Source organism: Bacteroides sp. AM16-13, from assembly GCF_003602705.1.
GTDB classification, from domain to species: Bacteria; Bacteroidota; Bacteroidia; order Bacteroidales; family Bacteroidaceae; genus Bacteroides; species Bacteroides xylanisolvens.
On sequence record NZ_QTLK01000007.1, the window covers coordinates 115,535 to 139,072 of the forward strand.

Consider the following 23,538-nt stretch of genomic DNA (forward strand, 5'->3'; position numbering starts at 1 on the left):
CTTTCTCTCTATTGAATACCTCCATATAAAAGATTTTGCTATCTTTGATGCCATTATTAATCTTATGAACTAATAATGAACAGCCTTAAAAAAACAACAATCTGTCTACTCTTTCTATGTATAGGGGTTAATTGCGTTTTTTCTGAAGTTCCGGAGCAAATTAACTTCTCTTATATTTCTATTAACGAAGGATTGTCACAAAGCACCGTATTTTCTATCGATCAGGACCAAAGAGGTAATATGTGGTTCGCGACCTATGATGGAGTAAACAAGTATGACGGGTATTCATTTACAGTTTATCAACATAATGAAGAGGATCCGAACAGTATTGCTAATGACATTTCACGAATCGTAAAAACTGACAGTCAGGGACGTGTCTGGATCGGTACGCGGGATGGTTTGTCATATTATGACGAAGAAAAAGACAAATTCAGAAATTTCTTCTACGAGAAAAAAGGCAAACGGCAACAAATCAATGGTATTGCAGAAATCTCACCGGAACGGTTGCTTATAAGCACACAAGAAGGTCTGACTATGTTCGATATTAAAGAATCACGATTCGTTGATGATTCTTTTAGTACCGCTATGCACAAGCTTATAGCTTCAGCTCTTTACAGACAGGGGGATATTATCTATATCGGTACCCCAGTCGACGGGCTTTACAGCTATTCCATTCCTCAAAAGAAACTGGAAAAGATTACTCCGATAACGGAAACAAAACAGATTCAAGCCATTTTGCAGCAATCTCCTACCCGTATATGGGTAGCTACCGAAGGAGCCGGTCTGCTTCTGCTCAACCCGAAAACGAAAGAGGTCAAGGCTTACCATCATTCTTCTTCCAATCCTAAAAGTATCAGTTCCAATTATATCCGCTCTCTGGCACTGGATTCGCAAAATCGCTTATGGATAGGAACGTTCAATGATCTAAACATTTATCATGAAGGAAGCGATTCTTTCGTTTCCTACAGTAGCAGTCCGGTAGAAAACGGCAGTTTGTCACAACGTTCGGTTCGCAGTATCTTTATGGATTCGCAAGGAGGTATGTGGCTTGGAACCTATTTCGGGGGATTGAACTATTACCATCCTATCCGCAACAGATTCAAGAATATCCAGCGTATTCCCTATAAGAATTCTCTAAGCGATAACGTAGTCAGCTGCATTACGGAAGATAAGGATAAGAATTTATGGATAGGAACGAATGATGGCGGTTTGAATCTATATAATACAAAGACGCAACAGTTTACGCACTATATCTTACAGGAAGACGAACGGGAAATCGGTATTGGTTCCAACAATATCAAAGCCGTATATGTAGATGAACAAAAATCACTTGTATATATAGGGACACATGCCGGCGGACTGACTGTTCTCCATCGAAACAGTGGAAAAATGGAAAGTTTCAATCAGCTGAACAGCCAGTTGGTGAATGAGAATGTATATGCAATTCTTCCTGACAAAGGGGGGAATCTCTTATTGGGGACATTAAGTGCTCTGGTTAGTTTTAACCCGGAAAAAAAGAGTTTTACCACCATTGATAAGGAAAAGGACGGTACTCCATTTACTTCACAACGAATCACAATCCTGTTCAGAGATTCCCATAAACGGCTTTGGGTCGGGGGTGAGGAAGGTATATCTGTCTTTCAGCAGGAAGGAATCGAGATAGAAAAGGTGCCTATTCTGCCGGAATCATCTGTAACAAAGACGTTTACCAATTGCATTTACGAGGCTGCCAACGGTATCATTTGGGTAGGTACGCGTGAAGGCTTCTACTGTTTTAATGAGAAAGAAAAGAAAATCAAACGATATACTACGGCTAACGGTTTGCCTAATAATGTGGTATATGGTATTCTGGAAGATACTTTCGGACGTCTTTGGGTAAGTACCAACCGTGGTATTTCCTGTTTCAATCCGGAAACAGAGAGGTTCCGTAATTTTACGGAATCCGACGGATTACAGAGTAATCAGTTTAATACTTCTTCGTTCTGCCGTACTTCAAGCGGTCAAATGTATTTCGGGGGTATCAACGGGATCACTACTTTCCGCCCGGAACTGTTGCTGGATAACCCTTATACGCCTCCGGTAGTTATCACTAAACTTCAACTGTTTAACAAGACAGTTCGTCCGGATGATGAAACTGGTATCCTGACTAAAAATATCAATGAAACAGAAAGTATCACCCTGAAATCATGGCAAACTGCTTTCACGATTGAATTTGTAGTATCCAATTATATTTCCGGACAACATAACACTTTCGCTTATAAACTGGAAGGATATGACAAAGAGTGGTATTATCTGACAGATAAACGTACTGTCTCCTACTCCAACCTGCCACAAGGCACTTATCACTTTTTGGTAAAAGCTGCCAATAGTGACGGAAAATGGAATACTGTACCTACAATGTTGGAAATCATAGTTCTCCCTATCTGGTACAAGACCTGGTGGGCAATCATGATTTTCCTCGCCACTTTTATCGGGTTTATCACTTTCGTCTTCCGCTTCTTCTGGATGCGTAAGAGTATGGAAGCGGAACTGGAACTTGAACGCAGGGACAAGGAGCATCAAGAAGAAATCAACCAGATGAAGATGCGTTTCTTCATCAATATTTCGCACGAGCTTCGCACGCCGTTAACTCTCATCTTAGCTCCTTTACAAGAAATAATCAATAAGATTAGTGATCGCTGGACTCGTAACCAGCTGGAATATATCCAACGCAACGCCAATCGTCTGTTGCATCTTGTCAACCAGTTGATGGATTATCGCCGTGCCGAATTGGGAGTTTTTGAGCTGAAAGTAAAGAAAGAGAATGCGCATCAACTGATACAGGATAATTTCTTGTTCTACGATAAACTGGCACGCCACAAGAAGATTACTTATACTCTCCACTCCGAACTGGAAGAAAAAGAGGAACTTTTCGATCCGAATTATCTGGAACTGATCGTTAATAACCTGCTTTCAAATGCTTTCAAATATACAGAAAGCGGGCAAAGCATTACTGTTACGTTGAAAGAGGAAAACAATTGGCTGGTACTGCAAGTTAGTGATACCGGTATTGGTATTCCTATCAACAAGCAGGGGAAAATATTCGAACGTTTCTATCAGATAGAGAGTGAGCACGTAGGAAGTGGTATCGGTCTTTCATTGGTACAGCGTTTGGTGGAACTGCATCACGGACGTATTGAGTTAGACAGTGAAGAAGGCAAAGGCAGTACTTTCTCTGTTTATCTGCCACAGGATATAAACATCTACAAATCTTCCGAATTAGCTTCTAATGACGCTAAAAATGAGGAGGACCAAGTTTATTCTACCAACTCGAAAGAGATGTATTTCATTGATACGGAAAAAGTAGAAAACGAAACGATCGAAACCGGTGACAAGAAACGTGGTACGATTCTTATCGTAGAAGACAATAATGAAATCCGCCATTATCTAAGTAGCGGACTTGCCGAACTTTTCAATACACTGGAAGCTGGAAATGGTGAAGAAGCCCTGGAAAAGCTGAAAGAGAATGAAGTGGACATTATTGTGACTGATGTCATGATGCCTGTGATGGATGGTATCAAGCTATGCAAGAATGTGAAGCAGAATATCCGTACCTGTCACATTCCTGTGATTATCCTGTCTGCCAAAAGCGAAACCAAAGATCAGATGGAAGGCCTGCAAATGGGCGCGGATGATTATATCCCGAAACCATTCTCGCTGGCTATCCTGACTACGAAGATACAGAATATGATGCGTACCCGCAGGCGTATGCTTGAACGGTATTCCAAATCTCTGGAAGTGGAACCGGAAAAGATTACGTTCAACGCCATGGATGAAGCTTTGTTGAAACGTGCCGTTGCCATCGTAGAAAAGAATATGGATAATATTGAATTCTCTACCGACGAGTTCGCCAGAGAAATGAATATGAGCCGTTCTAATCTGCACCTCAAATTGAAAGCTATCACAGGTGAATCGACTATCGACTTTATACGCAAGATTCGTTTCAATGAAGCGGCAAAACTACTGAAGGATGGCCGTTATACAATAGCAGAAGTCAGCACAATGGTAGGATTTAATACGCCGTCTTACTTTGCTACGAGTTTCAAAAAGTATTTCGGATGTTTGCCTACAGAGTATATTAAGAAGGCAAAGGGATAAACAACTAGAGAGGTAAATCCAAAAATATTATGATTTTTACGGAATCCAATCCATAAAAATCATAATATTTTTGGATTGGAAGAGAGTTTATACATAACAAACAACCCCAATGTATAAAACAGTACTTTTCTTTTTTTCAGTAGGGTTTTGAGCTAAATTCATAGTTACAAGGATTAATCTAGCACAATAGTCTTTTTAATAATTCTTCTTGGAGCTATTATTTTCTTCGTTCCCTAATAAATTTGCGTTCCACTTAAGTGGAGCGATAGTTCAACTTAAGTGGTTCTATCGTTCGACTTAAGTAGAACACAAACTAGAATGTAGAGCTAATTATTATTTATAGAAGATAGGAAACTAAACACAGTATTAAGACAGCTTATCTCTTATTGACAACTAGCGTTTAGTTCGTCTCCGTACCGTTTCCCTCCCGTATCAAAATGAATTAGTTCATTTCATAAAAGAATAATGAAAGTTACATTATGATGTATAAAAAGCTTAATATCAGCCTAAAAACCGTTTTTCTAAACATTATTAATATATGATTCAACAATATTAATATCAAAAAATCATTTTTTGAACAAAGTGTGAACAGGACAAATCATCATTTCTAAATAAACAGATTACATTTGCAAACAGTAAAATATAACTTTTAATAATTAAAACCTAATAAAGTATGAAGAACATCTTTATTTGTTTATTCGCAATGTTCTTTCTGTCTAATTGCACAGACGACAAAGACGAATTAATCATTGGAGAACCCAACAACGACAAAGAAAACATTCTTCCCGATGAAGGTGAAGGAATTGAAAAAAAACTATTTGAAGTTATCAATCTAGATTATAAAGGTCTAGAAAAAGTAAAACAGTACTATGAAGCAGGAAACTATCAATTAGCTGCTAATGCATTACTAGATTATTATCGCATGCGTACAGATGTAGTAAACCCGAATGTAACTCTTTTAGGAACTACAGCATCAGCAGTGGAACTAAACATTGCAAATCAAGCTCTGGACTATCGCTTTTATGTAAGGAACTTCCCTGAAACTAGAGGAGAAACCGATGGAGTTAGAGACGAGTCGAAAGATATTTACTATTCTTTCAAAAATAGTGATGGAACAATAAATTGGGACTTAAAGGTTGACGGCATAACAGATAATGAGTTCAAATATCAGCGTCATCGTCATCAGTGGATGGTACCTCAAGCTAAAGCGTATTACATGACTAAAGACGAGAAATACATACTGTCTTGGAAAGAAGTTTTCACCGATTGGATGAAAAATTATCCATGTCCGGAAGTTATTAAGGATGAATATTTTCCATGGTCCGGATTACAAATCGCAGAGCGAGTTAGCTCACAAGCAGATTTAATGACCTATTATATACATTCTGCCAATTTCACTCCTGAATGGTTATCCATCTTTCTCACTCAGTATGTAGATCAAGTGGAGAGCATCCGCAAACTCTATAAACCGGAAGGTAATATATTAGTAACACAGTTATATTCACTGACTTTAGCTGGTGTTTTATTCCCAGAACTAAAGAAAGCAGAAGAATGGGTGGAAGAAGGTACCCGCAAATTAAATGAACAAATAAAAGAACAGTTCAATCCCGACGGTATACAAAACGAGCTTGACCCGAGTTATCATGTAGGTGCTATTTCAGACTTCTATAACGCCTACGAAGTGGCTAAAGAGAATAATAAAGCACATTATTTTTCAGCCGATTATATGCCGTCCTTACGTAAAGCAACAGAATTTGTGATGGACTTAGTTTATCCGAACTACTCTGTAGAAAATTTTAACGACACTCGTTCAGGACGTATGCAAAAGAGTATGTTGATAAAGAATTTCACACGCTATGCACAGATGTTTCCGGACAACGAAGGTATGAAATGGATGGCTACCCAAGGTAAAGAAGGTAAAAAACCAACTTATACATTAAAAGCATACGAATATTCCGGTTATTACATGCTACGTAATGGATGGGATCAAGACCCTAGTAAAGTGTCCATGTTCATTTTAAAGAACAACTATAATCCTAAAAAGAAATGGCATTGTCAAGCGGATAATAATACATTCAGCTTATTCCATAAAGGACGTAACTTCTTCCCTGATGCAGGTGTATATGCATATAGTGGTGATCCCGCCAGAGATAAATATAACCAAAGTTTCTGGCATAATACAATGACGATTACGACCACAAATATCAATAAGATGGAAGGCCATTATGTCCATAAAGGAACACAAGACAATACAAATTACATAGTTACAGAGAATGAACCATACGAAAATTCATCTCTAACCCATAGACGTTCTGTATTCCACGCCAACAAAGAGTTCTTTGTGCTTGTTGATGAATTATACATGAAAAATCCTGAAGAAGCGTATAATACAGGCAAATACAATTTGAATTTCAATCTTTGTGCACCTGAAAATGAAATAACTTTCGACAATTCGAATTCCAAAGCAGCCCATGGCATACATACTAACTACAGTGATAATAACAATATTGTTATTTATACATCATCTGAAGATTATGATTCATCTGCAACTTTTAAAAGCAACGTATCCAATGATCATGGTGTGGTTAATATTGAAAATCGTTTAGGATATAAAATTTCACTTAGAAAGAACAAAGATAGAAAAACAATTCGTGCTATTACCGTCATATACCCGACTTCCAATCCAACAGGTACCACAATTAATGCTGAATTTACCGATGGAGGTTACACAGGAAAAGCTGTTGCTATCAAAGTCACGGTAAATGGTACTCCTTATGAGTTAAGCTATACAATACCAGAAAATAATAACTAATATCATAACACTATGAATTTAAAAAAACTAACCTCTAGATTCCTGGCAATCTTATCTATAGTAGTCCTGACTCTTACAGGCTTCTCATGCACGGATACAGAGACTACCAACACAACTGGCTTTGCCATCTATTATTACAGCCTCACTGATATAGGTCCATCAATGAATGCAGTGATTGAAAAGCCTACATATACAGGAGGTGAACCGACAGATTTCGTTATCACCGGAATCACTTTTAATGGTGAACCATACACATCCGAATCATTTATCATTGACAGCAAGGATGGTAGTGTTCGAATTGTTAACTCTGATAATCTACCGGTGGGATTATATTCCATCTCTGTAGGATGTAATAGCAATGGCAACTACCATGAATTCAAAGATGCCATACAAGTAAAAATGTTGCCCAGCGTTCCCGATGGAATTAAAGTAGAACCTGATTATATTGAAATCGACTTTGAAGAAATTGGAGAATCGAAAGCTACTGCAAAAGTAATAACAGAAGGTGAACACGTCACAATCCCCAGCGGCGGTTATGCAATAGCAGATGGTCCGGAGAAAGAATTCTTCAAAATTTCTCAAAGTGGAGTTATTTCTATTAATCCAGATGAAGAGGCTATAAAGAAGATGAAACCGGGTTTGCACAAAGTATCATTAAAACTGACTACTTTAGCAGGAGAAGGTATATTTGCTGATGCTATCACATTCAATCTGACTTCCAAACCAATAGATGTAACGTATAACGCTACCAATAAAGGTATCATGGAGAAAGAGTCTGAAACGAACGGACAAACTGAATATATCAGTCCTATACCTGTCATTGAAGGTTCAACAGAGGAAGCTAAGTTCAGTATAGCTAACATTATTCCGGAAATAGCAGAAGGAAAAGTGACTATCAATGAAACAACCGGAGCTATATCAATCGCTAAAGGACATGGTATCACAGAAGCCGGAAACTATGAAATCACTATAAAAGTTTCCAACAAATTCGCTCCTGAAGGTGTAGAAATGCCAACTAAATTCACAATTCAAGTAGTTGATGAAATCACTCCTATATCAGGATTTGAATACGCAGCTTTAGAGATAGCACAATACGCGCCTATATCAGCTCAACCCAAAGAAGGAATGCAAGGAAACTATGTCACCTATTCATTCGTAGACCTTGACCAAAAGTTTGAAGGACAATTGACTATCAATCCGAGTAATGGTAAGATCACTGCAAAAAAAGGAAATAGTATACCAGAAGGCAGATATGAAGTTAAGGTACAAGCTGATAACAGTAAGGGAAATCCGACTATCACAACTTTCTTATTAACAGTTACTCCAAATCCTAATAATATAGTGTATGTATATTACGGTAATAACCTCGGATTGGATAAGGCAACAGAAGCTTCACAATATCGTATTAGAAGTGCAGCAGAATTGGGTAGTTTGGTTTTAACTCCAGAAACGAATTTAGATGATAAAGGTATTGTTTTCAAATGGAAGATAGCCACTAAATTCAATTTAGACGATCCTAATCAAACAGGATATCCTATGATTGATGAAGCAACAGGTGTAGTCCGATTCTCCCCGGATAATTTCAAAGAAGCTGATGCTCCTATGGCTTATCTTATAATAGAAGCCACTGCCGGAGAAGGTGATCTTGCAAGAACTTTCAAAACATTCGTTGCTTTTGACTTTAATCCTAGTACAAATCCTATTAGAATAGAATATACTCCATTTGTATTCAAAGTAAATCCAAGAAAGGGAGGAATTTCTGTAGAACCTACGTTAGTCGGAGTAACAGATGTTTCACAATTTGTAATGGATTATCGTCGTTCATTCCGTTATCAAAATCTGGAAGGGCCTAAAACACATAAATCGGGAGCAATCACTACTGGAGATAAAGTAGATGCAACAGTATTTATGAACCAAGTATGGCGTAATTATTACGGATCAACAGCACCCAATTATGGAGCAAGAGCACCTATGTCCTATTATGATGGAATTTCTAACAAAATTAATAAGAAGTTATCAGATGCATTAGGTTATGTCGACCCGACCAAAGGATGGGCTGTTACCATTAATCCCAACAAATGGTTTGGTGATCCTACGTATGGAGAAGAAAACGGACAATTTGCCAATGGTATTATGACTGGTCAAATGACCTATAGAACAGATGGAGATTCAGGCAAATTAAGCTCTGATAAGAATTGTCCCAAAGCATTCCCATTATTGATATGGTTTGATGAAAATTTCTAAATTAAAAGACATTACAATTATGTACAATATATCTACAAAAGCAATAAGCAAAAGAGGGTGGTTCACCCTCTTAGCTCTCATAGCTACAATCTGTGTTTCGGCACAAAACGTCAAAGGTGTGGTAGTAGACGAAACAGACATGCCTATGATTGGTGCTACCGTCATGGTAAAAGGAAGTCAAACCGGAACGACAACTGATTTTGATGGTAACTTCACTATCCAAGCCCAAAAAGGTTCAACACTGGTATTCAGCTATATTGGTTATAAAAATCAAGAAGTGAAAATTGCGCAAACAGACAAAAAGTTAAACATTAAAATGGAACCGGACAATGCAGTGCTTGATGAAGTTATTGTAGTGGGTTATGGTTCTATGAAAAAAAGTGACTTGACTGGTTCTGTAGCTTCTGTTGCCGCCAAGGATATAGAAGAATTTAAAAGTAGTTCTGTTATGGCAGCTTTAGGAGGTCAAGTGGCCGGTGTACAAATTACCCAAACTGACGGAACTCCAGGCGCAGGATTTGATATTAAGATTCGTGGTGTAGGAACATTAAACGGTGACGCTACTCCCCTTTACATTGTTGACGGTTTCCAAGTTGACAACATTGACTACTTGGCAAACTCTGATATTGAATCTATTCAAATTCTAAAAGATGCTTCTTCATCAGCTATTTACGGTGCGCGCGCAGCTAATGGTGTAGTGATGGTAACCACTAAATCAGGTAAGGTAGGTAGACCAGTAGTCAGCTACAATGGTTCTGCTACTTATCGTAAAATCACCAAACAATTAGACTTGCTCAACGCCTATGAATTTGTAAAACTACAGGGAGAACTAGATACCAAGTTTATCCCCGGTTATTACCGCAACGAAATCAATCCCGAAACAGGGGAGTATTACAAATATCGTACTTTGGACGACTATATTGGAGTAGAATCTGTAGATTGGCAAGGAGAAACTTTCAGTCCTACTTGGTCGCAAGATCATAACATTTCCGTAACAGGAGGTAATGACGGTACCAAATACTCTGCTTCTTTCTCTCATTACAAAGAAAACGGTATTTTCAGAAATAGCGGTTTTACTAAAACAACCGGTAAAGTTCGTATCAATCAGAAGATTAATAAGTATATTACAGCCGATGCTACTATCAATTATTCCAATACATTGAAAGAAGGTGCCGGAACTTCCGGTGATGGAGGACGTTTCAATATGTTAGGACAGATATTAAGATCACGTCCTACAGGAGGTCTGGCTAAAACCAATGAAGAATTACTAGCCAGTGCCATCGACCCGGCTATGTTGGAAACAGGCGAAAGTCTGGCACAGGTGAACCCCATCCTACAAGCTGAAAATACGACAGACAACAAGCGCTCTGAAATGTGGAGTGCCAATTTGTCTCTTACTGCAAAAATCACTAAGAAATTAACATTTAAGACAGCTGGTACATACAATACGACCAACACCCGTAGAGATGTATTCTACAAAACTCAGACAAGACAGGCCTACACTAATGGTCAAATGCCTTATGGAGAAACTCAGATGGGACGCGAAAAACGTTGGACCAATTACAACCAGTTAACATGGGTAGAAAAAATAAAGCAACATCGTTATGAAATAATGTTAGGTGAGGAACTCGCATACAGAAGTTCCGAATTCTTATTGGGACAAGCAAAAAATTTCCCTTCAGATAATATCGGTAATGACAATCTAGGTCTAGGTGCAGTTCCCAGTAAAGTAAACACCTCGTTTGGAGATAAAACCATGTTATCATTTTTTGCGCGAGGAAATTATTCATTCAACGACAAATATATGCTGACAGCTACTGTACGTGCGGATGGTTCTACTGTTTTCTCATACAAAAATAAATGGGGATTTTTCCCGGCTTTCTCCGCTGCATGGCGTATCTCGGAAGAAAAATTCATGAAACAGAATCTTCCTTTTGTATCTAACATGAAACTTCGTTTAGGATGGGGTATTGTAGGTAACGACCGTATTGCTAATTTCCTGTCATTAGACCTCTATACACAAAGTAAATATGGTATTGGTAACACAACTTCCACTGTACTGACTCAATCTCACCTGAAGAATAAAAATTTGAAATGGGAAGGTTCAAGTACTACCAATCTGGGTGTTGACCTTGGGTTCTTTGATAATCGCCTGAATGTTACAGCTGATTTCTTTATCAAGAATACCAAAGACTTGCTACTTGCACAAAACCTAGCGTATGTTACCGGATTCTCATCACAAATGCAGAATATTGGTAAAATCCAGAATCGCGGTATCGAATTGGCTATTAATAGCACTAATATCCAAAATCGTAATTTCACCTGGAGTACAGACTTCAATATTTCATTCATTCGCAATGAACTGAAAGCTTTATCTTCCGGTGCCAATTATGCAGAAGCATATTCTAACTTCGATAGAACCAATTATACTCAATCAGACTATCGTGCCATAGTAGGCGAATCATTAGGATTGATTTACGGTTATGAATTCGATGGTATTTATCAAGTAGACGATTTCTACACTTCAGCCGCTACAGGAAAACTCATCTTGAAGCCGGGTATTACAAACAACACACGTTATGATGGTGGGGCTGCTCCGGGCGTAGTAAAATACAAAGACCAAAACGGTGACGGAAAGATCACTACCGCCGACCGCACAGTCATCGGTAATGCCATGCCGAAATGGTTTGGAGGTATCACCAACTCTTTTAGTTTCAAAGGAATAGATTTTAGTTTCATGTTACAATACAGCTATGGCAATGATGTGTTCAACGCAACCCGTCAGTTTGCAACCGGTTCACAAGACCAGCGCTACAATATGCTGGCAGAAGTTGCCGATCGTTGGAGTCCTACCAATGCATCCAACAAAGTACCCTCAACGAAAGGGTATGTAAAGGGAGACGTGTACTCACGCTTCGTAGAAGACGGTTCGTTCCTACGACTGAAGAACATGACATTAGGATACAGCCTGCCGAAAAAATGGATTAACAAAATCCACATATCCAAACTTCGCATATATGGTACTGCACAGAACTTGTTCTGCATCAGCGGATATAGCGGATATGATCCGGAAGTCAGCACAGCAGCCAGCAATCCTATGACTCCCGGTCTGGATTGGGGTGCATATCCAAAGAGCAGAGTATTTACATTCGGACTTGATGTTCAATTTTAAACGAGTATAACAATGAAAAAACTAATATATTATATATCAGCACTGGCTTTATGCACATTGTCTTTCACTTCATGTTCCGATTTATTGGATGAAGATCCGAAATCAGATATTAGAAAGAACCAATATATGAACAATGCATCTGAAGCCAACAATGTATTGTTAGGAGTTTACCGCAACATGGTGGCAGATAACCTTTATGGTATGAACCTATCATGCATATTTGATTTAACTAATGACCTGGCACAATGTGAAGGAAACAGTACCAGTAGTTTCCGTGAATATCCGGCTAATGCATTCAATCCCAACAATTCGTATGTACAAAATACATGGGCATCCTTATATAGTGCTATTTATAGCGCCAACGACTTTATAGAGCGTCTGGAAGTTAAAATGGTTACATACAACCTAAACGATCAAGCACTCGCCACTATGTATTTAGCGGAAGCAAGAGCATTGAGAGCATTGTATTATTTTGAGTTGGTACGTTGGTATGGTAACATTGCATTAATTACTAACACATCCGAATCATCTAAAAATCCGTCAGAGTTCGTTCAAGCAGATCCTCGCGACGTATACAAGTTCATTGAAGAAGATCTTAAATTTGCTATCGAAAATTTACCGTTTGAATCGGATGACACCCTGCGTGCTAACACTCGATTCCGTTTTTCTAAAGGCGGTGCATTGGGATTGCTGACTCGTGTATATGTCACCTGGGCAGGCGAACCCATTAAAGATACCGAGAAATGGAAACAAGCTGCATTGACGGCAGAGAAGCTTATCAACTCCGGCAAACATCGTATGTTGGATAATTATGAACAACTTTGGGAAAATACATGTAATGGCACATGGGATCCGGCGGAAAGTTTAATTGAGGTAAGTTTCTATGCAAATTCTGTTACTGGTACAGCCAGCGAAGATCCGGTAGGGCGTATTGGTAAATGGAATGGAGTCAGAGTTACCGAAATTCCAGGAACACGAGGACGTAATGCTGCCAACGTTAAAGTAGTACATACATTCTTCCTAGATTGGTTAAACAAAGAAAAAGGAGATAAACGCCGTGATCTTTCCATAGCCAATTACAAATATGATCCAGATAAATCTTTCTGGGCAAAACCGGAGGAAGTAGACAAACCTACAGCCGGCCAAAAAAATAAGCAAAATTATACTCCGGCAAAATGGGACACTGAAAAGTATGTAAAAGAATACAACTTCTTACTGAATAACGATAAATCAAATGTCAATTGGTATATATTACGCTATGCAGACGTATTACTCATGTATGCAGAAGCACTTAACGAATGGCATCATGGTCCCAACAATGCAGCATTAGCAGCTCTTAATATGGTTCGCCGCCGCGGATATGGACTTCCTTATAATGAAGCAAATACAACTGTTGATTTAAAATCAACATCATACGAGGGATTCCAAGAATATATCCGGAATGAACGTGCCTATGAACTTGCTTTCGAAGGAAATCGCCGCCAAGATTTAATACGTTGGGGGATGTATTATGAAACAATAGTAAATACTTATATAAAATTAATTGGTTGGTATCCGGAAGCAAACTATGTAGCTTACCAATATACCCAAAAGAATAAACACGAACTACTCCCTATCCCAGCTCGTGACATGAGTTTGATGGAAAACTTCAAGCAGAACCAAGGATGGGGCGACTAATCTTTTTCTGATAAAAAAATCTATAATTTTTCTCCAATATGCCCTAATTAGGGCATATTGGAGAAAATTAAAACCTTTTTCAACAAAATCAAAACTTAAAAAGCAGAGTTCAAACACCTTTTGGACAATCCTGCAACGGAAAGTTTTGCCTTTCAGTTACTTTTGCATCAGTTACAAAACTTCTAAAAACAATCACTTAAAATGAATAACATGAAAATGAAACTTGTTCTCTTTGCTTCGGTTAGTATTGCACTCGCGTCGTGCCAGACAACCCCAAAGGAAGACTACAGTTGGATAAAAAAAGGACTGGATGTAGCTTCTGCCCAATTACAACTTTCTGCAGAAGAGGTTAGTGGTACAGGAATGTTGCCACGCTCCATCCGTACCGGTTATGGCATGGATTTCCTTTGCCGTCAGTTGGAAAGAGATTCATCAACATTCAAAGATTCACTACGCGCACAACCCACTGCTGACCAGCTAGGCAAACGTCGCCTCTGCAACGTTTATGACTGGACGAGTGGTTTCTTCCCCGGCTCATTGTGGTACGCATACGAACTGACAGGAAACGATACACTGAAAACTCAAGCCATCCAATATACAAATCTGCTGAATCCGGTACGCTATTATAAAGGTACGCATGATTTGGGATTCATGGTCAACTGCAGCTATGGCAACGCAGAACGTCTTTCACCCAACGACACCATTGCCGCTGTGATGAGAGAAACTGCCGATAACCTCTGCGGCCGTTTCAACGATTCTATCGGCGCTATCCGTTCATGGGATTTCGGAACATGGAACTTCCCGGTTATTATCGACAATATGATGAACCTCGATCTTCTGTTTAATGTAGCAAAAGCGACAGGTGACAATAAATACAAAGACATTGCTATCAAGCATGCTATGACTACCATGAACAATCACTTCCGCCCGGATTATACTTGCTGGCATGTAGTAAGCTACAACAACGACGGAACTGTTGAACGCAAGCAAACTCACCAAGGCAAGAATGACGATTCTTCATGGGCACGTGGTCAAGCATGGGCTGTATATGGCTACACAGCTTGCTACCGTGAAACAAACGACAGTACTTTCCTGAACTTCGCTATCAAAGTAGCTGATATGATTATGGATCGCGTTAAAACAGACGATGCTATCCCCTACTGGGATTATGATGCACCTGTGACTGAAGAAACTCCACGTGACGCTTCTGCCGCTTCTGTTACCGCTTCAGCATTGATCGAACTAAGCACAATGGTTCCCGACGGACAAAAATATCTGGATTATGCGGAAAAGATTCTGAAGAGTTTGTCAAGCGACGCATATCTTGCAAAAGTGGGTGACAATCAAGGTTTCATTCTGATGCACTCTGTCGGCTCACTGCCCAACGGTTCTGAAATCGACACTCCACTGAACTATGCTGACTATTACTATCTGGAAGCATTGAAGAGATTCATGGAATTGAAGAAGTTGAGGGTTGAGCATGGAGAGTTGAGAATGCTCCAATAATACAAAAGCAAGAGTGTTCTCAATCGTAAATAGTAAATCGTAAAATCGTAAATTATATCATGAATAAAACTTTAAAGTATATCGTTCTGCTGGCAATCGCTTGTTTTGTAGGCAAAGCTAGTGCCCAAGAACTGAAAAGCGAAGTATTTTCGCTTCTTAACCTGGACTATCCGGGATTGGAAAAAGTGAAAGCTTTGCATCAGGAAGGTAAAGATGAGGATGCTGCCAAAGCATTATTAGACTATTACCGTGCACGTACCAATGTAAAAACTCCGGATATCAATCTGAACAAAGTGACTATCAGCAAAGAAGAACAGCAGTGGGCAGATGACGGATTGAAACATACATTCTTCGTACATAAAGGTTATCAGCCTTCTTACAACTACGGAGAAGACATCAACTGGCAATACTGGCCGGTGAAAGACAATGAACTCCGTTGGCAATTGCACCGCCACAAATGGTTCACTCCGATGGGAAAGGCTTATCGCATATCCGGTGACGAGAAATATGCTAAAGAATGGGCACATCAGTATATCGACTGGATTAAAAAGAATCCGTTGGTAAAGATGGACAAAAAAGAATATGAGCTGTTAAGTGATGGAAAAATCAAAGGTGAAATAGAAAACGTACGTTTCGCATGGCGCCCGCTGGAAGTTAGTAATCGTCTGCAAGACCAGACTTCACAGTTCCAGTTATTCCTCCCTTCTCCTTCTTTCACTCCGGACTTCCTGACAGAATTCCTGGTAAACTATCACAAACATGCTATACATATCCTTGCTAATTATTCCGATCAAGGTAACCACTTGCTGTTTGAAGCTCAACGTATGATCTACGCCGGTGCTTTCTTCCCTGAATTCAAAGATGCTCCGGCATGGAGAAAAAGCGGTATCGATATTCTGAACCGTGAAATTCATGTACAGGTATACGAAGACGGCGGACAGTTCGAACTCGACCCACATTATCATCTGGCAGCTATTAACATTTTCTGTAAAGCTTTAGGTATCGCAGATGCCAACGGATTCCGTAAGGAATTCCCTCAAGATTATTTGGATACCATTGAAAGCATGATTATGTTCTACGCAAACATTTCTTTCCCTGATTATACCAATCCATGTTTCAGCGATGCTAAGTTGACAACAAAGAAAGAAATGGTGAAAAACTACAAAGCATGGAGTAAACTATTCCCCAAAAACCAGGCTATCAAATACTTCGCAACTGAAGGTAAAGAAGGTGCATTGCCGGATTATATGTCTAAAGGATTCTTGAAATCAGGTTTCTTTGTATTCCGTAACTCATGGGGAATGGATGCTACGCAAATGGTAGTAAAAGCTGGTCCGAAAGCATTCTGGCATTGTCAGCCGGATAACGGAACGTTTGAACTTTGGTTTAACGGCAAGAATTTGTTCCCGGATTCTGGTTCGTATGTCTATGCCGGTGAAGGCGAAGTGATGGAACAACGCAACTGGCACCGTCAGACTTGTGTTCACAACACAGTAACGCTGAACAACAAGAACTTGGATACGACAGAATCTGTGACTAAATTGTGGCAACCGGAAGGTGCTATCCAAACTTTAGTGACCGAAAATCCTAGCTACAAGAACCTGAAACACCGTCGTTCTGTTTTCTTTGTTGACAACACTTACTTTGTCATTGTAGACGAAATGACCGGTAGCGCCAAAGGTTCCATCAATCTTCATTATCAAATGCCAAAAGGAGAAATTGCCAACAGCCGCGAAGACATGACGTTCCTGACACAATTTGAAGACGGCAGCAACATGAAACTGCAATGTTTCGGTCCCGACGGTATGTCGATGAAGAAAGAACCGGGTTGGTGCTCAACTGCTTATCGCAAACGTTACAAACGTATGAATGTATCTTTCAACGTGAAGAAAGACGGCGAAGAAGCTGTACGTTACATCACAGTTATCTACCCAGTTAAGAAAAGCGCAGATGCCCCTAAATTTGCAGCTAAGTTCAAGAACAAAGCGTTCGATGAAAACGGACTGGAAGTAGAAGTGAAAGTAAACGGAAAGAAACAGTCATTAAAATACAAACTATAATAAAGCTGACTAAAAAGTCGGTCGCATCTCAATTTCTCCTCCTTCCGGAAGGAAGGGAATTGGAGATGCAACCGGCTTTTTAGTCACTCCCCCTTCATCATTATGGAAAACTATTACACCCCCTCTGCCCTACTCCTCCCACTAGCTGCACTAAGTCTCGCTTCCTGCGGCAATCAAAAGAAAGAAGAGACCAGACAACCGAACATCATTTTTATGATGACGGATGACCATACCACTCAAGCAATGTCCTGTTACGGAGGAAATTTGATTCAGACTCCTAACATGGATCGGATTGCCAACGAAGGTATCCGTTTTGACAACTGCTACGCTGTCAACGCTCTTTCAGGACCTTCACGCGCGTGCATCCTCACCGGTAAGTTCAGCCACGAGAATGGTTTTACCGATAACGCCAGTACGTTCAACGGAGACCAGCAGACATTCCCCAAGCTGCTTCAACAAGCCGGATATCAGACTGCAATAATTGGTAAATGGCATCTTATCAGTGAACCGCAAGGATTCGATCATTGGAGCATCCTTAGTGGCCAACACGAACAAGGTGACTATTACGATCCTGATTTTTGGGAAAACGGGAAGCATATTGTAGAAAAAGGATACGCCACGGATATTATCACTGATAAAGCCATTGAATTCCTCGAAGGTCGCGACAAGAACAAACCTTTCTGCATGATGTATCATCAGAAAGCTCCGCACCGCAACTGGATGCCTGCTCCCCGCCATCTGGGTATATTCAACAATACCACTTTCCCGGAACCGGCTAATCTGTTCGACGACTATGAAGGCCGCGGAAGAGCAGCCCGTGAACAGGACATGTCTATCGAACATACACTGACAAACGACTGGGACCTCAAATTGCTGACTCGTGAAGAGATGCTGAAAGATACCACCAACCGTCTTTACAGCGTATACAAACGTATGCCTGTTGAAGTTCAGGATAAATGGGACTCTGTATATGCCGGACGCATTGCCGAATACCGCAAAGGTGACCTGAAAGGCAAATCATTAATCAGCTGGAAATATCAGCAATATATGCGTGATTATCTGGCGACAGTTCTGGCAGTAGACGAAAATATCGGCCGACTGCTGAATTATCTCGAAAAAATTGGTGAGCTGGACAATACAATTATTGTCTACACCTCCGACCAAGGTTTCTTCCTTGGCGAACATGGCTGGTTTGACAAACGCTTCATGTATGAAGAATGTCAACGCATGCCGCTTATCATCCGTTATCCGAAAGCAATTAAAGCAGGAAGTACCAGTAATGCCATCAGCATGAATGTGGACTTTGCTCCTACATTCCTCGACTTTGCCGGAATAGAGATCCCATCAGATATCCAAGGGGCCTCCCTGAAACCCGTATTGGTGAATGAAGGCAAAACTCCTGCCGATTGGCGCAAAGCTGCTTATTATCATTACTACGAATACCCTGCAGAACATTCTGTGAAGCGTCATTATGGTATACGCACGCAAGACTTCAAATTGATTCATTTCTACAACGACATCGATGAATGGGAAATGTATGACATAAAAGCTGACCCAAGAGAAATGAACAATGTCTTCGGCAAACCGGAATATGCTGAAAAGCAAAAAGAACTGATGCAACTGCTTCAGGAAACTCAAAAACAGTATAAAGATACAGACCCGGATGAAAAGGAAAAGGTTCTTTTCAAAGGTGACAGAAGACTGATGAAAAATCGCTAAATGATTATTTTGCGGAGTGCCCTGAAAGGGCTTAATTATATAGCGTAGGGCAACGCCCTACGTAAAAACGACAATCTGAATTTGCGCCCTGAAAGGGCATAATTGTATACAGTTCCGCCCTTTCAGGGCTTGTGGCTGGTGTGTTTTTTTTCGTAGGGCGTTGCCCTACGCTATGTAATTAAGCCCTTTCAGGGCACCCCAATAAATATATAATTGTAAGGCTTTCAGCCTAACTGCAAAATTCTCATTTAACCGATAAATTCCCATTTATATAAATAAAGATTAACCAAAAACAATTATATCATGGATAGAAGAAAGTTTTTAAAAAACACAGGCTGGTCTTTCCTCGGACTGGCAGCTTCGGGCAGCTTGCTCGGTTCTTGCGCAGCAGGAAGCAAAGAGGCTAAGAAAATTATGCCATCAGCCAGCAACCTCAAAATGTATTGGGGCGACTTACACAACCACTGTAACATCACATACGGACACGGCGACATGCGCGATGCTTTTGAAGCAGCGAAAGGACAATTGGATTTTGTTAGTGTTACTCCTCATGCTATGTGGCCGGATATTCCCGGAGCAGATGATCCCCGCCTGAAATGGGTGATCGATTACCACACGGGAGCTTTCAAGCGTTTGCGTGAAGGCGGTTATGAGAAGTATGTAAAAATGACAAATGAGTATAATAAGGAAGGTGAATTCCTGACTTTTGTAGGATACGAAGCTCATAGTATGGAACATGGAGACCATGTTGCGCTGAACTATGATTTGGACGCACCACTTGTAGAATGTACTTCAATCGAGGACTGGAAAGAAAAAGCAAAAGGACATAAGGTATTCGTTACCCCGCACCACATGGGTTATCAGGGTGGCTATCGCGGTTACAACTGGAAATGCTTTACCGAAGGAGATATTACTCCATTCGTAGAAATGTATTCCCGTCACGGTCTGGCAGAAAGCGATCAGGGAGACTACCCCTATTTGCATGATATGGGGCCACGCCAATGGGAAGGAACCATTCAATATGGTCTTGAATTGGGCAATAAGTTTGGTATCATGGCTTCCACTGACCAACATTCCGGTTATCCGGGAAGCTATGGAGACGGACGCATCGGTGTCTTGGCTCCGTCACTGACTCGCGATGCCATTTGGGAAGCTCTACGTACCCGTCACGTATGTGCTGCAACCGGTGATAAGATTATTATCGACTTCCGCCTCAACGATGCTTTCATGGGTGATGTAGTTCGCGGTAACAGCCGTCGTATCTATCTGAATGTCACAGGTGAAAGCTGTATTGACTACGTAGATATTGTAAAGAACGGGCAGATTTTAGCTCGTATGAGCGGTCCGTTGACTCCCGTTGCTCCGGAAGGTGATACGGTACGTTGCAAAGTTAAAGTTGATTTTGGTTGGAATCGTGAAGAGAAATACGTACATTGGCAGGGCAAACTGTCGGTAGACAAAGGACAGATTCATAGTGTAACTCCTTGTTTCCGTGGCGCAGCATTCACTTCTCCGCAAGAAGGTGAAACAGAATTCCACACACATGTCAACCGTATTGTATCCGTTGGCGACAAGGAAACCGAACTGGATATGTACAGCAGCAAGAATCCGAATACGACTACAGCAGCCATGCAAGCTGTAATCCTTGATGTGGAAATGCCAAAAGACGGTAAGGTCATTGCCGAATTCAATGGCAAGAAGTTTGAACATACGTTGGGCGAGTTGCTTGAAGGTTCACGTTCACACTTCATGATCGGTTGGTTGAGCGAGGCTATTCTCTTCAATCGTGCCATGCCGGAAAGCTGTTTCACTCTGGAACATTACATGGAAGATAAAGAGCCGCAGCGGGATACGGATTACTACTATGTACGCGTTCGCCAACGTGACGGACAATGGGCTTGGAGTTCACCGATTTGGGCAGAAAGAGTGTAGTTTTTAAGTATTAAGTATCAAGTATTAAGTATTAACGTGGTATGGAGAAAGAATACGCTATAGGAATTGACCTTGGCGGAACTTCTGTAAAATACGCCCTTATTGATAATGAAGGCGTATTTTACTTTCAAGGGAAGTTACCGTCGAAAGCCGATGTATCAGCAGAAGCTGTCATCGGACAGTTGGTTACTGCTATCAATGAAGTGAAAGCCTTTGCACAGGAAAAAGGCTACAAAATTGATGGTATAGGAATTGGAACACCGGGCATTGTGGATGGTACGAACCGTATTGTTTTAGGAGGTGCGGAAAATATCAACGGCTGGGAAAACATTCACTTGGCAGACCGCATTGAAACGGAAACCGGACTTCCTGCTTTATTGGGAAATGATGCCAATCTGATGGGACTGGGAGAAACAATGTACGGAGCCGGTCAGGGAGCCACTCATGTTGTTTTCTTGACGGTAGGAACGGGTATTGGCGGTGCAGTAGTCATCGACGGCAAATTGTTCAACGGTTATGCCAACCGGGGAACGGAGCTGGGACACGTGCCTCTCATTGCCAATGGCGAACCGTGTGCTTGCGGTTCCGTCGGCTGTCTGGAACACTATGCTTCCACTTCTGCTTTGGTACGCCGCTTCAGTCAACGAATAATAGACGCAGGCATCTCCTACCCGAATGAAGAGATTAACGGAGAATTGATTGTCCGCCTTTATAAACAAGGAGATCCGATTGCAAAAATATCATTGGAAGAACACTGCGACTTTTTGGGACACGGAATTGCAGGCTTTATCAATATCTTCAGTCCGCAAAAGATTGTGATTGGTGGAGGGCTCTCCGAAGCAGGAGACTTTTACATTCAGAAAGTAAGCGAAAAAGCGCGTAGTTATGCCATCCCCGACTGTGCTGTGAATACTCAAATCATAGCTGCCGCTCTTGGAAACAAGGCCGGAAGTATTGGAGCTGCGTCACTTGTATTTACTCAATTATCTGCTCCAAACCTGATTAAATTATGAGAAAGAATTTAGGAATGTTGGCGCTGATTATGGCGTTCTGGTTCACCATCTCGTTTATTACTAATATTCTGGGACCACTCATTCCGGACATTATCCACAACTTCAATCTAAGTGACCTGGCGATGGCGGGATTTATCCCGACCTCTTTCTTCCTGGCATACGCCATCATGTCTATCCCTGCCGGATTACTTATTGACCGTTTCGGTGAGAAACCGGTATTATTCGGTGGCTTCCTGATGCCGTTCATCGGCACCATCCTGTTTGCCTGTATGCATACGTATCCGATGTTATTAGCTTCTTCTTTCATCATCGGATTAGGAATGGCCATGTTGCAAACTGTATTGAATCCGCTCCAGCGTACTGTAGGAGGAGAAGAAAACTATGCATTTATAGCCGAACTGGCACAATTCATGTTTGGCATCGCTTCTTTCCTAAGCCCTCTGGTATATACTTATCTGATTCGTGAACTTGACCCGGCAACCTATACAGCCGGTAAAGGTTTCTTTATCGACTTGTTGGCCGATATCACCCCACGAGAAATGCCATGGGTATCTCTTTACTGGGTATTTACCATCCTGTTGTTAGTCATGCTGATTGCTGTCGGTGTCTCCCGCTTTCCCAAGATTGAATTGAAAGAAGATGAGAAAAGCGGGTCTAAAGATTCATATCTGGCTTTGTTCAAACAGAAATATGTATGGTTGTTTTTCCTGGGGATTTTCTGCTACGTAAGCACGGAACAGGGAACTTCTATATTTATGAGTACCTTTCTGGAACAATACCACGGAGTCAATCCGCAAACTGACGGTGCGCAAGCCGTGAGCTATTTCTGGGGATTGATGACAGCCGGTTGTCTCGTAGGTATGATTCTACTCAAGTTGATTGACAGCAAGCGATTGCTGCAAATCTCCGGAATCCTGACCATCATCCTATTATTATCGGCATTGTTCGGAAGCAAGGAAGTATCTATGGTCGCTTTCCCTACTGTCGGATTCAGTATTTCCATGATGTATTCCATCGTATTCTCATTGGCTTTGAACTCTGCTTCACAGCATCACGGTTCATTCGCCGGTATTTTATGTTCGGCAATCGTCGGTGGTGCCGGTGGTCCGATGATTGTGAGTACGTTGGCAGATGCAACATCACTCCGCACAGGTATGCTGTTTATCCTTGTTTTCGTAGGATACATCACCTTTATCGGTTTTTGGGCACGCCCACTGATTAATAACAAGACCGTTCGTCTGAAAGACTTGTTCAAACAACGTTGAA

The 23,538-nt window shown here is 40.8% G+C and carries 11 protein-coding genes; all 11 read left to right on the forward strand.

Going from position 1 to position 23,538, the window contains the following annotated elements:
• The first annotated feature begins 75 nt into the window (after window positions 1-75).
• The 11 genes from DW173_RS07490 to DW173_RS07540 all read left to right on the forward strand — a co-directional run bounded on the left by DW173_RS07490 (window position 76) and on the right by DW173_RS07540 (window position 23,537).
• On the forward strand, window positions 76-4,137 hold the full coding sequence (locus DW173_RS07490) for a two-component regulator propeller domain-containing protein (RefSeq protein WP_120144194.1): 4,062 nt from the start codon (window positions 76-78) through the stop codon (window positions 4,135-4,137).
• A gap of 673 nt (window positions 4,138-4,810) precedes the next feature.
• The gene (gene hepC / locus DW173_RS07495) at window positions 4,811-6,949 is read left to right on the forward strand and encodes a heparin-sulfate lyase HepC (RefSeq protein ID WP_049703148.1); all 2,139 of its coding nucleotides are present in this window, start codon (window positions 4,811-4,813) and stop codon (window positions 6,947-6,949) included.
• A gap of 12 nt (window positions 6,950-6,961) precedes the next feature.
• Complete coding sequence (locus DW173_RS07500; RefSeq protein WP_087323746.1) at window positions 6,962-9,193, forward strand: surface glycan-binding family protein; 2,232 nt, start codon at window positions 6,962-6,964, stop codon at window positions 9,191-9,193.
• Between the two features lie 19 nt (window positions 9,194-9,212).
• Window positions 9,213-12,365 (forward strand): SusC/RagA family TonB-linked outer membrane protein, encoded by a 3,153-nt coding sequence (locus DW173_RS07505; RefSeq protein WP_049703412.1) that lies wholly within the window; start codon window positions 9,213-9,215, stop codon window positions 12,363-12,365.
• Window positions 12,366-12,377: 12 nt separating this feature from the next.
• Window positions 12,378-14,042, forward strand: coding sequence for a RagB/SusD family nutrient uptake outer membrane protein (locus DW173_RS07510; RefSeq protein ID WP_008021439.1), 1,665 nt, complete (start codon window positions 12,378-12,380; stop codon window positions 14,040-14,042).
• A gap of 201 nt (window positions 14,043-14,243) precedes the next feature.
• Window positions 14,244-15,548: a DUF4995 domain-containing protein gene (locus DW173_RS07515; RefSeq protein ID WP_118218111.1), complete on the forward strand. Its 1,305-nt coding sequence runs from the start codon at window positions 14,244-14,246 to the stop codon at window positions 15,546-15,548.
• Between the two features lie 59 nt (window positions 15,549-15,607).
• Entirely contained in the window at window positions 15,608-17,608 is a 2,001-nt protein-coding gene (gene hepC / locus DW173_RS07520) for a heparin-sulfate lyase HepC (RefSeq protein ID WP_120144196.1), read from the forward strand.
• Between the two features lie 102 nt (window positions 17,609-17,710).
• Window positions 17,711-19,327 (forward strand): sulfatase, encoded by a 1,617-nt coding sequence (locus tag DW173_RS07525; RefSeq protein ID WP_049703153.1) that lies wholly within the window; start codon window positions 17,711-17,713, stop codon window positions 19,325-19,327.
• 303 nt (window positions 19,328-19,630) lie between these two features.
• Entirely contained in the window at window positions 19,631-21,259 is a 1,629-nt protein-coding gene (locus DW173_RS07530) for a Tat pathway signal sequence (RefSeq protein ID WP_165861545.1), read from the forward strand.
• 41 nt (window positions 21,260-21,300) lie between these two features.
• Window positions 21,301-22,272, forward strand: coding sequence for an ROK family protein (locus DW173_RS07535; RefSeq protein WP_004312968.1), 972 nt, complete (start codon window positions 21,301-21,303; stop codon window positions 22,270-22,272).
• A complete protein-coding gene (locus DW173_RS07540; RefSeq protein ID WP_182019644.1) occupies window positions 22,269-23,537 on the forward strand; it encodes a sugar MFS transporter in 1,269 nt (422 codons plus the stop codon). The genes DW173_RS07535 and DW173_RS07540 overlap by 4 nt, the downstream gene beginning before the upstream one ends.
• Window position 23,538 lies beyond the last annotated feature (1 nt).

Coding starts and splice junctions, on each gene's coding strand:
- DW173_RS07500 (WP_087323746.1), top strand. CDS start 6,962: ATGAATTTAAAAAAACTAACCTCTAGATTCCTGGCAATCTTATCTATA.
- DW173_RS07525 (WP_049703153.1), top strand. CDS start 17,711: ATGGAAAACTATTACACCCCCTCTGCCCTACTCCTCCCACTAGCTGCA.
- hepC (WP_120144196.1), top strand. CDS start 15,608: ATGAATAAAACTTTAAAGTATATCGTTCTGCTGGCAATCGCTTGTTTT.
- hepC (WP_049703148.1), top strand. CDS start 4,811: ATGAAGAACATCTTTATTTGTTTATTCGCAATGTTCTTTCTGTCTAAT.
- DW173_RS07540 (WP_182019644.1), top strand. CDS start 22,269: ATGAGAAAGAATTTAGGAATGTTGGCGCTGATTATGGCGTTCTGGTTC.
- DW173_RS07510 (WP_008021439.1), top strand. CDS start 12,378: ATGAAAAAACTAATATATTATATATCAGCACTGGCTTTATGCACATTG.
- DW173_RS07505 (WP_049703412.1), top strand. CDS start 9,213: ATGTACAATATATCTACAAAAGCAATAAGCAAAAGAGGGTGGTTCACC.
- DW173_RS07535 (WP_004312968.1), top strand. CDS start 21,301: ATGGAGAAAGAATACGCTATAGGAATTGACCTTGGCGGAACTTCTGTA.
- DW173_RS07490 (WP_120144194.1), top strand. CDS start 76: ATGAACAGCCTTAAAAAAACAACAATCTGTCTACTCTTTCTATGTATA.
- DW173_RS07530 (WP_165861545.1), top strand. CDS start 19,631: ATGGATAGAAGAAAGTTTTTAAAAAACACAGGCTGGTCTTTCCTCGGA.
- DW173_RS07515 (WP_118218111.1), top strand. CDS start 14,244: ATGAATAACATGAAAATGAAACTTGTTCTCTTTGCTTCGGTTAGTATT.